The following is a 13,593-nucleotide window of genomic DNA, read 5'->3' as shown; positions in this document are numbered from 1 at the left end:
GGGCCTACGCGTGCGGTTTACCGGCGGGCGACGCCGTCGCGGCGGGCGGCTTCGGCGACCGCCTCGGCCACTGCCGGCGCGACACGCGGGTCGAGCGGGGACGGAACGATGGCGTCGGCGGTCAGGGACTCCGCCACCACACCGGCGATGGCGTCCGCGGCGGCGACCTTCATGGCCTCGGTGATCCGGGTGGCACCGGCATCCAGCGCGCCGCGGAACACCCCGGGGAAGGCCAGCACGTTGTTGATCTGGTTGGGGTAGTCGCTGCGCCCGGTGGCGACCACCGCGACGTGCCGGGCGGCCACCTCGGGGTGCACCTCGGGAGTCGGGTTCGCCAGCGCGAACACGATCCCGCCGGGCGCCATCTGAGCCACCGCGGCCTCGGGGATCTGCCCGCCGGAGACCCCGATCAGCACGTCCGCGCCGCGTAGCGCCTCGGTGATGTCGCCGTGGCGGCCGTCGGCGTTGGTGCTCGCCGCCAGCTCGGCCTTGGTGCCGGTCAGTTCAGTGCGGTGCCGGCCGATGATTCCCTTGGAGTCGCAGACCACCACCTGGTCGGGGTTGACGCCCCCGGCGATCAGCATCTTCGTCACGGCCACGCCGGCCGCGCCCGCGCCGCTCACTGCCACCCGCAGGTCACCGAGCTTGCGGTCGAGCAACATCGCGGCGTTGCGCAGCGCGGCCAGCACCACGATGGCGGTGCCGTGCTGGTCGTCGTGGAAGACCGGGATGTCCAACGCCTCGTCGAGCCGACGCTCGATCTCGAAGCAGCGGGGCGCGCTGATGTCCTCCAGATTGATCCCACCGAACGAGGGCGCCAGTGCCCGCACCACCGCGACGATCTCGTCCACGTCCTGGGTGTCCAGGCACACCGGCACCGCGTCCACCCCGGCGAACTGCTTGAACAGCACCGCCTTGCCCTCCATCACCGGCAGCGCGGCCCGGGGGCCGATGTTGCCCAGCCCGAGCACCGCCGAGCCGTCGGTGACCACCGCTACCGTGTGCGACACCCAGGTGTAGTCGTCCACCAGGGCGGGGTCGGCGGCGATCGCCTCACACACCCGGGCCACCCCCGGGGTGTACGCCAGGGAGAGGTCCTCCCGGCTGGTGAGCGGCACGGTCGAGGTGACGGCCATCTTGCCGCCCCGGTGCAGCAGGAAGACGGGATCAGCGGGGTCCACGGTGGACGAAGACATGGTGGTGACTCCAGGATCTGTCGAGCAGATGTGAGGCGGCCTGCCCCGCCGCGAGGTGGGCGGCGAGCGGTGGCACGCGGTGCGGGGGGTCACCCGGGCACTTTCCGAGCATAGTGTCGACACCACCCCCCGGATGTGAGCAGGGTCATAACTGACGACGAGGCACCCGTCCGGGGCGCGGCCAGTAGCGGGCCACCACCCGTCCACGTACGTCGGCCACCCCGTACGCCCGGGAGTCATCGGTGATCAGGTCGTTGTCGCCGCGTAGCCACCAGCCGCCGTCCTGCGGTCGGACCGCACGCTTCACCACCAGCAGATCGGGCCGGGTCCGGAAGACCGCGACCACCACGTCGCCGGCTCGGATCGGGCGGCCACCGGGACGAACCAGCACCGCGTCACCGTGGCGCAGAGTCGGGGCCATGGACGGGCCGGTCACCAGGACGGCGGTCAGCGGCCTCCGCAACCGGGGAACCTCAGCCGGGTGATCGGCGGCCACTGGTTTCACCTCCACCCGGTTCGGGGAGCATTCCCAGGAGTAATGTCGCCTTTGATCATCGCAAACTTCCCATGGAGGATCCTGATGCGACTTCCGCGCATCCTTGCGCCCCGCGTCACCGCGAGCGCTCACTGCGACCTGCCGTGCGGTGTCTACGACCCGGCACAGGCCCGGATCGAGGCCGAGTCGGTCAAAATGATCTGCGAGAAGTACCAGTCGAACACCGACCCGGAGTTCCGCACCCGCGCCGTCATCATCAAGGAGCAGCGCGCCGAGCTGGTCAAGCACCACCTCTGGGTGCTGTGGACCGACTACTTCAAGCCGCCGCACTTCGAGAAGTACCCGAACCTGCACAGCCTGTTCAACGAGGCCACCAAGCTCGCCGGCGCCGGCGGCGTCAAGGGCAGCCTCGACCCGGCCACCGCCGACAAGCTGCTCGCGAAGATCGACGAGATCTCGAAGATCTTCTGGGAGACCAAGAAGGCGTGACCTCCCCGGTCATTCCGACGATCCGGCCGGTACGTCCCGAGGACGTGCCGGCCGTCGTCGTCATGGTGCACGAGTTGGCCGAGTACGAGCGTGCCCCGGAGCAGTGCCACCTCACCAACGAGCAGCTGACCTCGGCGCTCTTCGCGGCTGTTCCGGGTAGCGGCGCGCCGAGCCGCAGCGGTGGTACGACCGCTGCGGCGCTCTTCGGTCACGTCGCGGTCGACGAGCACGACGAGCCGGTCGGCTTCGCGCTGTGGTTCCTCAACTTCTCCACCTGGGCCGGCGTGCACGGCATCCACCTGGAGGACCTCTACGTCCGGCCGTCCGCCCGGGGCACCGGAGCGGGTCGACTGCTGCTCGCCGCGCTGGCCGACATCTGCGTACGGCGGGGCTACCAGCGGCTGGAGTGGCAGATGATCGATTGGAATCCGGCTGCCGGCTTCTACGCTTCGATCGGCGCCGAACAGATGAGCGAGTGGGTTGCCTACCGGCTCAGCGGCACCGCGCTCCGCGAGCTGGCCGAGCAAGCCACCACCGCCGGCACGCGTAATGGGCGACCGACCGGGTAGAGTCCCCGACCGGGGGGATGAGGCGTGACTCAACTGACTGGCCAACCAGCGACCGACGACGACGTGGTGCACCTCACGGTGCCTGCCGACGGCGGTTACCTCGGCGTGCTCCGCACCGCCACCGCGGGTCTCGCGGCCCGGTTGCAGTTCGCGCTCGACGAGATCGAGGATCTGCGGATCGCTGTCGACGAGGCGTGCGCCATGCTGCTCGCCATCGCCACCCGCGACGCCGAGTTGGAGTGCCGCTTCGCGGTCACCGACGACGCGCTGACGGTCGAGGTGACGGTGCCGACGGTGCGCGGTGCCACCCTGCCCGCCGAGTCGTCCTTCGCCTGGAAGGTGCTCACCGCGCTGACCACCTCGGCGTCCGCCACCTCCGCCGGCGATCGGGCCACTATCGCGCTGCTCACCCGTCGCTCCGGCGGCTACTGACCGGTCCGACGCACCGGCGCGGTCACTCGAAGCCGAGGGCGCGGGTCGTCGGTGGGCAGATCAACAGCCAGGCCACGCCCAGGCCGAACACCATCAGCGGCACGCCCAGCCAGCCCAGGCCGGCCTGGATCATGAACCACCCGATCGGCAGCAGCATCAGCTGAAGCACGATCGCGGGGGCTCGTGCGCCCGCCTGACGCCGTAGCAGCGCCCGACCCAGGGCCCAGAGCGCGACGGCCGCCCCGACGGCGAACACGGTCACCAGCAGTGCCGCCAGCAGGTCGGTGCGGGTGGCGGTGAGGTCGGCCCAGACCAGCCAGACGGCGATCAGCCCGACGACGGCGGCCTCCACCCACAGCAGCCGGACCGCCCAGCGGAGCGTGACGGGGATCGGGGCCGAGTCGATGGTCACGCGCGCCACGATACCCGGGCTGCCGGGAGGTACAGTGCCGCCCATGCGGGCCGTCCTGGTGGTCAATCCAAAGGCCACCACCACCAGCGAACGCAGCCGGGACGTGCTCGTCCGGGCGCTGCGCAGCGAAGTCGATCTCAGCGTGCGCTACACCCGTCGGCGTGGGCACGCCGTGGCGCTGGCCCGGGAGGCAGCCGCCGAGGGCGTCGACCTGGTCGTCACCCTGGGTGGCGACGGCACAGTGAACGAGGTGGTGAACGGCCTGATGACGGCCGAACCGCCGACTCGCGCCGACGACGCGCCGATGGCCGAGCGGCTGCCCGCGCTGGCGACCGTCCCCGGTGGCTCGACCAACGTGTTCGCCCGCGCGGTGGGTCTGCCCCGGGAATGGCCGGAGGCGACCAGCATGATCCTGGAAGGGCTGCGGCTGGGCCGGAGCCGGACGGTGGGGCTGGGCCTCGCCGACGACCGCTACTTCACCTTCTGCGCCGGCTTCGGCCTGGACGCCGCGGTGATCCACCGGGTGGAGCAGGCCCGGCGGAAGGGGCGGGTGTCGACGCCGTCGCTCTATCTGCGTTCGATCATGAATCAGTACTTCTTCGCCTCGGACCGCCGGCACCCGGCGATCGTCCTGGAGCGTCCGGGCGAGCCGGCGGAGGCCGAGCTGGCCACCGTCATCATCCAGAACACGGCACCGTGGACGTACCTGGGCGACCGGGAGGTCAACCCGAACCCGGCGGCGTCGTTCGATCTCGGGCTCGATGTGCTGGCGTTGCGTCAGCTCCGGGTGGCTAGCACAACACGGACAGTGACGCAGTTCCTGTCCCGGCAACCGGATCCACGCGGTCGGCAGGTGTTACGACTCCATGACACGCCGGAGTTCACGCTGGTCTCAGCCCGTCCGCAGGCATTCCAGCTGGACGGGGACTATCTCGGCGAGCGGGAGAAAGTCAGATTCACCTCCGTTCCCGCCGCACTGAGAGTAATCTGCTAGGTCTCGGGTACTGCCCTTGGTCGACACGGTGGCCACAACCGATCGACTTGGTCGCCGCCACACCGAGGAGCAGGTGCCGGAAATGTCAGCAATGTCACGCGGACTGTACTATATTGATCCTCGACTGTGGCACGGCGGGTAACCAGGAAAGCGCTGGAACCCGGACAAATAGGTTGTGGGCTTGCTCACCGCCCGGAGTTTTTCCGAGCGTCACCCTTGACATCGCGACTGTTCGTGAAAGTATTCACAAGCGAACTTGAGTTACCGGGACATTGCCTGGATATGCTCGTCAGGTTGAGCTGTTCCAGCAGGTCCCCGGCGCTGAACGCCTGCTCACGCACTGCCGAATGGACAGACGCTAACTGTCACCATCGGCACTGCGGATGCATATAGGAAAAGCACGACAAGCAATTGTTCGCCACCCATCCAGAATGAGGAGTGTTGCCGCCATGGACTGGCGTCACCATAGTGTCTGCCGCGACGAGGACCCCGAGCTGTTCTTCCCGATCGGGACGTCCGGTCCGGCTCTCCTGCAGGTCGAGCAGGCCAAGGCCGTCTGCAGGCGCTGCTCCGTGACCGACCAGTGCCTTCAGTGGGCACTCGAGTCTGGTCAGGACGCCGGCGTCTGGGGCGGAATGAGCGAGGAAGAGCGGCGCGCCGTCAAGCGGCGCGGCGGTCTCCGGGTGCTGCGCGCTCACTCCGCCTGATCCCCAACGACACAGCTGTACGCCCCGGTGGGTTCGCCCGCCGGGGCGTTCTGCCGTCCGGCACCCGGATCACACAGTGTCGGCACCGTGGATCCCACAGTGCCGGCCGGCACGGGTCAGCCCGTGGACGGCCGGCCGGCACGGGTCAGCCCGTGGACGCCAGCGCGGGCCGGTCGTCGACCCGACGCAGCACCAACTCGACCAGCTCCGGCGCGTCGGTCAACGGCGCGGCGACCGCCACCGCACCCGCCGCCCCGGCCGCCTCGGTCACCGCGTCATGGAACAGCCCCGGCGCCAGGAAGTACGCGGACACCGCGACGCGGCGCGCGCCGGACGCCCGCAACCGGGACACCGCCACACCGGCAGCCGGTGGAGCCGCCGAGGCGTACGCCACCCGGCAGGGCACCCCGAACTCCACACCGAGCGCATCAGCGACCCGGCCCACCGACCGTCGCGCCCGCGCGTCCCGGGTGCCCGCCGCGGCCAGCACCAACGCGTCGAAGCGGCCCTCACGCGTCTCGCCCAGCCGTCGACACAGCCCGGCCAGCAGCCCAGGATCGGGCGTGTCGTCCGCCGGCCCGAGCACATCGGTGACCCGTACCGACAGCGGTGGCCCGGACCGCGCCGCCGCGGCGACCGCCGCCGGGATGTCCACCCGATGGTGGTACGCGGCGGTCAGCAGCAGCGGCACCAGCACCGCCCGGCGGTGACCGGCCACGGCCAGGTCGCGCAGCACCTCGGTCGGCCCCGGCTCGGTGTGGTCCAGCCAACTCGCCAACACCGGTGTGCCCGGCCGGGCCGCCGACACCGCCCGAGCCAGCGCCCGGGTGGCATCGGCCGCCCGTGGATCACGGCTGCCGTGCGCGACCAACACCACCGGATCCGCCCCGCCGGCCGCACCGAGGCCGGTCGGGGTCGTCGCCGGGGAGGTCAGACGTGCAGCCCGCACTCGGTCTTCTCGAACATGGCCCACCGGCCGGCCCGCGCGTCCTCGCCGGCCTTCGTAAGGCGGGTGCACGGCCAGCAGCCGATCGACCCGTAACCCTGCTTGAACAGCTCGTTGACCGGCACGTTGTAACGGGCGATGTAGGAGTCCACATCCTTCTGCGACCAGGCCGCGATCGGGTTGACCTTGACCTTGCCCCGACGCGCGTCGAAGGTCACCACCGGTGTGTTGGCCCGGCTCGGCGACTCGTCCCGGCGCAGCCCGGCAGCCCAGGCGTCGTACCCGGTCAGCGCCCGTTCCAGCGGCTCCACCTTGCGCAACTGGCAGCAGTCGTCCGGCGACTTGTTGAACAGCCGGGGGCCGTACTGGCCGTCCTGCTGGCCGACGGTGAGCCGGGGCCGGATCGACCGGACGTTCACCGGCAGCGTCCGGGCGACCTCGTCGCGTACCCGCAGCGTCTCGGGGAAGTGCAGGCCGGTGTCGAGGAAGACCACGTCCACCCCGGGGGCCACCCGGGAGACCAGGTGCGCCAGCACGGCGTCGGCCATCGAGCTGGTCACGCAGAACCGCTCACCGAAGGTCTGCGCCGCCCAGCGGGCGATCTCCAGCGCCGGGGCGCCCTCCAGGTCCCGAGCGGCCTGCTCGGCCAGGGCCCGCAGCTCGTCCGGGTCGCGCCGGGCCGGGTCGGCCGACGTCGAGCCGCCCGGACCCACCAGGCGCAGGTTCGCAGCCGAGACGAGACTCATGAGGTCACCGCCCGACTCAGTAGCCCGGTGAACTTCACCGAGAAGACCCGGGTGCAGGCGTGGCACTCCCAGGCGCCGTGACCCGCCTCGTGCGGCCGCAGGTCCTCCTCGCCGCAGTACGGGCAGTACAGGGGTGCCGCTCGGTTCTCGCTGCTCACCGCAGTTCCTCCTCGTCGACTCTGATCACCCAGTTGGCGAACGTCTCGCCCTCGCTCCGACCGGCCAGGTAGCGAAGGGCCAGCCGTTCCACGTACTCCGGAAGTTCGTCGGCGGTGGTCTTCAGGCCGCGAAGCTTGCGGCCGAAACCGGCGGTCTGCCCCTGGGCCATGCCCAGCCCGCCGCCCAGGTGCACCTGGAAGCCCTCGACGTGTCGGCCGTCCGGGCCGACCACCAGTTGACCCTTGAGCCCGATGTCGGCCACCTGGGTACGCGCGCACGCGTTCGGGCACCCGTTGATGTGGATCGAGATGTCCGCGTCGAAGTCGCGCAGCCGCTGCTCCAGCCGGGCCACCAACTCCTCGCCGCGGGCCTTCGTCTCGACGATGGCGAGCTTGCAGTACTCGATGCCGGTGCACGCCATCGTGCCGCGCCGCCAGGCCGACGGCCGGGCCTCCAGGCCGATAGCGCGCAGCCCGTCGATCAGCGACTCCGTCCGCTCCGACGGCACGTCGAGCACCAGCAGTTTCTGGTACGGGGTGAGCCGCACCCGGTCGCTGCCGTGTGCCTCGACCACGTCGGCCAGTTGGCTGAGCTGCGCGCCGGAGACCCGCCCGACCACCGGAGCGGCGCCCACGTAGTGCCGCCCGTCGGCCTGCTCGTGCACGCCCACGTGGTCGACCGGCTTCGACGGCAGGACCGGTGCCGGGCCGTCGAGCAGCGTACGACCGAGGTAGTCCTTCTCCAGGACCTCACGGAAGCGCTCCACGCCCCAGTCGGCCACCAGGAACTTCAACCGGGCCCGGTTGCGCAGCCGGCGGTAGCCGTAGTCGCGGAAGATCCCGACCACCCCGGCCCACACGTCCGGTACCTCGGCCAGCGGCACCCAGACGCCGAGGCGCTTGGCGAGCATCGGGTTGGTGGAGAGGCCCCCGCCGACCCAGACGTCGAAACCGGGCCCGTGCTCCGGGTGGTCGACGCCGAGGAAGGCGATGTCGTTCGACTCGTACGGGGTGTCCACCAGCCAGGAGATCGACGTCTTGAACTTGCGGGGCAGGTTGGAGAACTGCTTGTCGCCGACGTACCGGGAGACGATCTCGTCGATCGCGGGGGTCGGGTCGAGCAGCTCGTCGCGGGCCACCCCGGCGACCGGGCTGCCCAGCACGATGCGCGGGCAGTCGCCGCACGCCTCGGTGGTCTGCAGACCGACCGACTCCAGCCGACGCCAGATCTCCGGCATGTCCTCGACCCGGATCCAGTGGTACTGGATGTTCTGCCGGTCGGTGATGTCGGCGGTGTCCCGCGCGAACTCCCGGGAGATGTCCGCGATCACCCGCAGCTGGGCGAGGCTGAGCTGCCCGCCGTCGATGCGGACTCGGAGCATGAAGAACTCGTCCTCCAGCTCGTGCGGCTCCAGCACTGCGGTACGCCCACCGTCGATGCCCGCCTTGCGCTGGGTGTAGAGGCCCCACCAGCGGAACCGGCCCCGCAGGTCCTGCGGGTCGATCGAGGCGAAGCCCCGGTGCGCGTAGATGGTCTCGATGCGGGCCCGGACGTTGAGCGGGTCGTCGTCCTTCTTGATCCGCTCGTTGGGGTTGAGCGGCTCGCGGTGGCCGAGCGCCCACTGACCCTCACCCCGTGGCCGGCGCGGCGCTCGGGTCGGACGAGCCGTCGGGTCCTCGGAACGGGCCGGGATGCTGCTGACCGCCATCGCGGCGTCCTCCGTTGTCTGCTGTGCCTCGGGATACGCGGGGCGCGGCGGCCGGCCCGGCGAAGCGGGCGGGACAACGGTGTCTTCAGACAGCCGGCGCGGAGCGCGCCCGAGACAGAATGGTCGGGCGTCGTCAGTAGGCCGGACAGATCGCGCTGCGCACGCGGCCGTAATCGACGTGGCGACGTGCCACGAAGCGGCGGACGACTGCGGCGGTCATGGGCCCATGCTGCCACACCCCATGGGGGCCGGCCAATGTCCGCGTGCTGGATCCCACATCACGGGCCGAGTTCTCGCGACGAGCGTGGCAGGCTCGAACCGTGGGGCAATTGTCCGAGAGGTCGGCCGGGACGGCGTGGGAGCACCTGCGCCGCGTACCGGTCTGGCTTGCCCCGGCGCTGGTGACACTGGCGGTGACGGTGACCGGGCTGGGCTCCGCCCAGCTCTGGCGCGACGAGTTGGCGACGTGGAGCGCGGCCACCCGGTCGCCCGGCGACCTGGCCCGACTGGCCGGCACCATCGACGCCGCCACCGGGCCGTACTACCTGCTGATGCACCTCTGGACGGGGGTCTTCGGCGACTCCACCATCGCCCTGCGCGTACCGGCGGTGTTGGCGATGACGGTGGCCGCCGGGCTGCTCGCCGTGCTCGGCGCGCGGCTCGTCGACCGGCGCGGCGGCCTCTTCGCCGGGCTGTTGTTCGCGGTGCTCCCCGGCACCTCCCGCTACGGGCAGGAGGCTCGCCCGTACGCGCTGGCCACCATGCTCGCCGTGCTCGCCACACTGCTGCTGGTGAGCGCGCTGCGCCGACCGAGCTGGGCCCGTTGGGCCGGTTACGCGGCCGCCGTCGCCGCTCTCGGGCTCATCCACCTGATCGCGCTCACAGTGCTGGCCGCCCATGCGCTGGTCGTCCTCGTCGCCTGGTGGCGCGGCCCGACCCCGGCCGGCATCGTCACCCCTGCCCAGCCCGACGCCACGCGGGACCGGCGGGTGTGGCGGTGGCTGGTCGCCGTGCTGCCGGTCGCGCTACTGGCCGGTCCGCTGCTGGTGAAGGCGCGGACCCAGCAGTCCCGGCAGTTGAACTGGGTCCACCTGGCCCGGCTGGACGACCTGACCGCGCTGCCCGGCGGCGTGGCACAGAGCAGCGTGGTGGGTGGCCTGCTGCTCGGGGTCGCCGCGCTGGGCGCGGCCCGGCTCGGGCGGCGCGCCCTGCTGCCGGTCAGCGCGGTGCTGCTGCCCGTACTGCTGCTCTTCGCCGCCGGCACTGTCGTACCGCTGTGGGTGCCTCGGTATCTGGTCTTCGTGGTGCCCTTCGCGTGCCTGCTGGCGGGCGCGGCGCTGGCCGCCGTGGCCGCTCCGGCGGCGCTCGTCGTGGTGGTGCTGGCCGGGCTGCTCGGCCTGCCCGACCAGGCCGCGCTGCGACGGACCCACGAGTGGCCGCGCAGCGCACCGGTGGACTACGCGGGGGCGGCCCGGGTGATCGCCGACGGTCAACGCCCCGGTGACGCGGTGGTCTACTCACCCCGGCACAGCTGGCTCTTTCTCGATCTCGGCATCGAGTACCACCTCAGCGACCCACCACGCGACGTGCTGGTCACCGAGGACGAGGTCCGCCGCGGCGATCTGTGGGCCGCCGAGTGCCCCCAGCCGGCACCGTGCCTGGCCGGTACGACACGGGTGTGGCTCGTCGTCTCCGGCCGGCACGCCGAGCCGCTGGCCGCCGTGCCCGACGCCAAGGGCGACGCGCTCCGCAGGGACTTCACCGTCGCCCAGGTCTGGCAGCGCCCCGGCCTCACCGTCGCCCTGCTGACCAGCCGCCCCGACCGCTGACCCGACCCCCAGGTGCCGGCGGGGTCTGCGGCGGGAGCGGACATCAGGATGGGCGTGATGCCCTGTCAGTCATCAGGATGACTCACCGTCATCAGGCGCATCGAGGTGGACGGGCCCGGTCGCCCGCCCCACCGGAGGCGGCAGAGCGGGTCAGGTCTGCGAGCGGCCGTCGTGGGTGGTGGTGCGGGCCAGCGGGATTACCAGCATGGCCTCGGTGCCACCGTTGGCGCCGGCGCGCAGTTCGATGGTGCCGCGCAGCTCCCCGGTGATCAGGGCCCGGACGATCTGGAGGCCGAGCCGGCTGCCGCGTTCGGCGTCGAAGTCCGGGGGTAGGCCGCGCCCGTTGTCGGTCACCGAGACGTGCAGCATCTTGCGGAACCGGTGCGCGGAGACCACGACCTCGGGCCGCAGCGACGGGTCCACCTCGGCAGGGGCGACCGGCACCATGCCGGAGGCGGAGGCCACCAGGGTCTCCTCCTCCGCCTCGTCGGCCGGCGGGAAGCCGTGCTCGACGGCGTTGAGCAGCAACTCGTTGAGGACCATCACCAGCGAGGTGGCGATCTCCGCCGGCAGCACCCCGAAGCTGCCCCGCCGCCGCATGCCGACGCTCACCTCGGTCGCCGCGACCTCGGTCGCCGCGCTGGCCACCCGGTCGACGATGCCGTCGAACTCCACCGCCTCGTCGCTGGACATGGAGAGCGTCTCGTGTACAAGGGCGATCGACGCGACCCGGCGTACCGATTCCTCCAGCGCGACCCGCGCCTCCGGCATGGCCACCCGGCGGGCCTGCAACCGCAGCAGCGCGGCCACCGTCTGGAGGTTGTTCTTCACCCGGTGGTGGATCTCCCGGATGGTGGCGTCCTTGGTGATGAGTGCCCGGTCCCGGCGGCGGACCTCGGTGATGTCCCGGACCAGCACCAACGCTCCGATCGGCACCCCGGCCGGCATCAGCGGCAGCGCCCGGGTGAGCATCGTGGCACCCCGTGCGTCGATCTCCCGGCGGGGTGGCGCCTCACCACGCAGCGCGGCCAGGATGCCGTTCGAGGCCTCGGTGCCGTCCAGCGGGTCACCGGCCAGCCGACGGTGCAACGCGGCCAGGTCCTCCCCCACCAGGTGCGAGGCATAGCCCAGTCGGCGGTACGCGGACTGCGCGTTGGGGCTGGCGTAGGTGACCTTGCCGCCGGCGTCGAGCCGGACCAGGCCGTCGCCGACCCGGGGCGCCGAGGTGGTCTCGCCCGGATGCCGTGGCGGCGGGAAGGTGCCGTCCGCGATCATCTGCGCCAGGTCGTCGGCGGTGGTGAGGTAGTTGAGCTCCAGCTGGCTGGGCGTACGCGCGGTGGAGAGGTTGGTGTCCCGCCCCACCACGGCGATCACCTCGCCGGCCTCCCCCTCGGCGGTACGCAGCCGGACCGGGATCGCCTCGTGCCGGGCCGGCACGTCGCCGTACCAGACCGGGTCGCCCTCACGCCAGATCCGAGCCTGGGAGTACGCCACCCCCAGGTGGGCCACCTCCGGCCCGCCGACGATCCGACCCACCTGGTCGTCCTGGTAGGCGGTAGGTGCGGTGGTCGGGCGCACCTGGGCGACGCAGAGGAATGTGCCCTCGGCGTCGACCGGCACCCAGAGCAGCAGGTCAGCGAAGGACAGATCGGAGAGCAGTTGCCAGTCGCCCGCGATCCGGTGCAGGTGGTCGATGTCGGCCGGACGGAGATGGGTGTGCTCCTCGGCGAGGTCGCGCAGCGTGGACACGGTGACCAGGGTGCCACGCCACGCCTCACATCGTCGCGGTGACCTTCTTCAACCCGCGCGGCGCGTCCGGGTCTTCGCCCCGCGTGAGCGCCAGGGCCAGCGCCAACCGCTGCATCGGCAGGATGTCCAGCAGCGGGGCGTACCGCTCGTCGACCTCGGGGACGGCCAGCCGGGTGGCGCCCGGAACGTCAGCGGAGCCGACCACCACGACGTCGGCGCGGCGTTCCCCGAGGCGGGGCAGCACCTCACCCATCGACCGGCCGCCGGGGCCGGAGCCCACCACGGCGAGCACCGGAACCTCCGGGTCGGTCATGGCGAGCGGGCCGTGCAGCAGGTCGGCGCCGGAGAAGGCGAGCGCCGGCAGGTACGAGGTCTCCATCAGCTTCAGCGCCGCCTCCCGGGCGGTGGGGTAGGCGTACCCCCGGCCGGTGGTGACCAGCTGACGGGCGAACCGGTAGCGCGGGGCGAGCTGGGCCGGGGTGCCGTCGGCAAGGGTGCGGGCGGCCAGCTCGGGCAGTGCGTCGAGCGCCTCCCGTTCGGCGTTCGGGAGCACGCCGTCGCCGGCCCGGATCCCCTCCACCAGCATCAGCAGGGCGAGCAGCTCCGCGGTGTACGTCTTGGTGGCGGCGACCGCCCGCTCGTGCCCGGCGGCGATGTCGACGCTCAGCTCGGCCACGTCGACCAGCGGCGAGTCGGGGGCGTTCGTCACCGCGAGGGTGAGCGCACCGGATGCTCGGGCGGCGCGCAGCACCTCGGCCAGGTCGGGCGAACCGCCGCTCTGGCTGACCCCGACGACCAGCGCGTCGGAGAGGTCGGGGCGGGCCCCGAAGAGGGTCACGACGCTGGGCGAGGCCAGCCCGGCGGGCAGGCCGAGCCGGATCTCGGTCAGGTAGGCCCCGTAGAGCGCCGCGTGGTCGGAGGTGCCCCGCGCGGTGAAGACCACGTGCCGTGGCCGACGTTCCGCGATGACCGCCGCCACCCGGGCGATCTCGGCGGCGTTGGCGGCGGAGAGCAGGCGCGCGTAGCCAGCCGGCTGCTCGTCGATGTCGGCGGCCATTCCAGCCCCTGCACGTGTCACGGAAACCCCTCCCCCTGCGCGGTTGCCGCGCGATTCTTGCTCAGTCTTGCACTTTTAAGCGTATCTCAGCAATCGAACGAGCA

General features: G+C 71.8%; 14 protein-coding genes and 2 pseudogenes. 6 read left to right on the top strand and 10 right to left on the bottom strand.

Features of this window, described 5'->3' with window-relative positions:
* Positions 1 to 17 precede the first annotated feature (17 nt).
* Both ACFYPG_RS16525 and ACFYPG_RS16520 read right to left on the bottom strand, forming a co-directional pair.
* Positions 18 to 1,196, bottom strand: coding sequence for an NADP-dependent malic enzyme (locus ACFYPG_RS16525; protein WP_355008146.1), 1,179 nt, complete (start codon positions 1,194 to 1,196; stop codon positions 18 to 20).
* A 145-nt stretch (positions 1,197 to 1,341) separates the two neighbouring features.
* On the bottom strand, positions 1,342 to 1,707 hold the full coding sequence (locus tag ACFYPG_RS16520; protein WP_387352583.1) for a S24/S26 family peptidase: 366 nt from the start codon (positions 1,705 to 1,707) through the stop codon (positions 1,342 to 1,344).
* Between the two features lie 69 nt (positions 1,708 to 1,776).
* Here ACFYPG_RS16520 and sodN point away from each other — a divergent pair, with 69 nt between their 5' ends.
* The 3 genes from sodN to ACFYPG_RS16505 are packed head-to-tail and all read left to right on the top strand — an operon-like array spanning position 1,777 to position 3,182.
* Positions 1,777 to 2,181, top strand: a complete 405-nt coding sequence (gene sodN / locus ACFYPG_RS16515; RefSeq protein WP_030490383.1) for a superoxide dismutase, Ni — start codon at positions 1,777 to 1,779, stop codon at positions 2,179 to 2,181.
* Positions 2,178 to 2,750, top strand: coding sequence for a GNAT family N-acetyltransferase (locus tag ACFYPG_RS16510; protein WP_387352581.1), 573 nt, complete (start codon positions 2,178 to 2,180; stop codon positions 2,748 to 2,750). Before sodN ends, ACFYPG_RS16510 begins: the two co-directional genes overlap by 4 nt.
* A gap of 24 nt (positions 2,751 to 2,774) precedes the next feature.
* Positions 2,775 to 3,182, top strand: coding sequence for an ATP-binding protein (locus tag ACFYPG_RS16505; RefSeq protein ID WP_355008149.1), 408 nt, complete (start codon positions 2,775 to 2,777; stop codon positions 3,180 to 3,182).
* A 22-nt stretch (positions 3,183 to 3,204) separates the two neighbouring features.
* Here ACFYPG_RS16505 and ACFYPG_RS16500 read toward each other — a convergent pair whose 3' ends face one another.
* Positions 3,205 to 3,594, bottom strand: coding sequence for a hypothetical protein (locus ACFYPG_RS16500; protein WP_387352579.1), 390 nt, complete (start codon positions 3,592 to 3,594; stop codon positions 3,205 to 3,207).
* Between the two features lie 43 nt (positions 3,595 to 3,637).
* On the opposite strand from ACFYPG_RS16500, the gene ACFYPG_RS16495 reads away from it, so the two are divergent.
* Both ACFYPG_RS16495 and ACFYPG_RS16490 read left to right on the top strand, forming a co-directional pair.
* Complete coding sequence (locus ACFYPG_RS16495; protein ID WP_387352577.1) at positions 3,638 to 4,588, top strand: diacylglycerol/lipid kinase family protein; 951 nt, start codon at positions 3,638 to 3,640, stop codon at positions 4,586 to 4,588.
* Positions 4,589 to 5,037: 449 nt separating this feature from the next.
* Positions 5,038 to 5,295, top strand: coding sequence for a WhiB family transcriptional regulator (locus ACFYPG_RS16490; RefSeq protein ID WP_088950012.1), 258 nt, complete (start codon positions 5,038 to 5,040; stop codon positions 5,293 to 5,295).
* Positions 5,296 to 5,440: 145 nt separating this feature from the next.
* On the opposite strand, the gene ACFYPG_RS16485 is transcribed toward ACFYPG_RS16490, so the two are convergent.
* Genes ACFYPG_RS16485 through ACFYPG_RS16470 form a run of 4 tightly spaced genes read right to left on the bottom strand, consistent with a single transcriptional unit; the run spans position 5,441 to position 8,854 of the window.
* Positions 5,441 to 6,244 (bottom strand): sirohydrochlorin chelatase, encoded by an 804-nt coding sequence (locus ACFYPG_RS16485; RefSeq protein WP_387352575.1) that lies wholly within the window; start codon positions 6,242 to 6,244, stop codon positions 5,441 to 5,443.
* On the bottom strand, positions 6,226 to 6,987 hold the full coding sequence (locus ACFYPG_RS16480) for a phosphoadenylyl-sulfate reductase (RefSeq protein WP_387352573.1): 762 nt from the start codon (positions 6,985 to 6,987) through the stop codon (positions 6,226 to 6,228). Before ACFYPG_RS16480 ends, ACFYPG_RS16485 begins: the two co-directional genes overlap by 19 nt.
* Positions 6,984 to 7,145 carry a hypothetical protein gene (locus ACFYPG_RS16475; RefSeq protein ID WP_165435836.1) on the bottom strand — a complete coding sequence of 54 codons (162 nt, stop codon included), beginning with the start codon at positions 7,143 to 7,145 and terminating at the stop codon, positions 6,984 to 6,986. Before ACFYPG_RS16475 ends, ACFYPG_RS16480 begins: the two co-directional genes overlap by 4 nt.
* On the bottom strand, positions 7,142 to 8,854 hold the full coding sequence (locus ACFYPG_RS16470; protein ID WP_355008153.1) for a nitrite/sulfite reductase: 1,713 nt from the start codon (positions 8,852 to 8,854) through the stop codon (positions 7,142 to 7,144). Before ACFYPG_RS16470 ends, ACFYPG_RS16475 begins: the two co-directional genes overlap by 4 nt.
* A gap of 320 nt (positions 8,855 to 9,174) precedes the next feature.
* Here ACFYPG_RS16470 and ACFYPG_RS16465 point away from each other — a divergent pair, with 320 nt between their 5' ends.
* On the top strand, positions 9,175 to 10,683 hold the full coding sequence (locus ACFYPG_RS16465) for a glycosyltransferase family 39 protein (protein ID WP_387352571.1): 1,509 nt from the start codon (positions 9,175 to 9,177) through the stop codon (positions 10,681 to 10,683).
* A gap of 150 nt (positions 10,684 to 10,833) precedes the next feature.
* On the opposite strand, the pseudogene ACFYPG_RS16460 reads toward ACFYPG_RS16465, so the two are convergent.
* From ACFYPG_RS16460 to ACFYPG_RS16450, 3 genes and pseudogenes are all read right to left on the bottom strand, one after another.
* Positions 10,834 to 11,178 (bottom strand): annotated as a pseudogene (locus ACFYPG_RS16460) (ATP-binding protein); the annotation flags it as partial.
* A pseudogene (locus ACFYPG_RS16455) lies at positions 11,164 to 12,432 on the bottom strand (histidine kinase N-terminal domain-containing protein); the annotation flags it as partial. The pseudogenes ACFYPG_RS16455 and ACFYPG_RS16460, both read right to left, overlap by 15 nt.
* 25 nt (positions 12,433 to 12,457) lie before the next feature.
* Positions 12,458 to 13,489: an SIS domain-containing protein gene (locus tag ACFYPG_RS16450; RefSeq protein ID WP_357202824.1), complete on the bottom strand. Its 1,032-nt coding sequence runs from the start codon at positions 13,487 to 13,489 to the stop codon at positions 12,458 to 12,460.
* Positions 13,490 to 13,593 lie beyond the last annotated feature (104 nt).

Source organism: Micromonospora sp. NPDC005553, from assembly GCF_042871765.1.
Classification (GTDB): domain Bacteria; phylum Actinomycetota; class Actinomycetes; order Mycobacteriales; family Micromonosporaceae; genus Micromonospora.
This window is presented reverse-complemented; position numbering and strand designations above follow the sequence as displayed.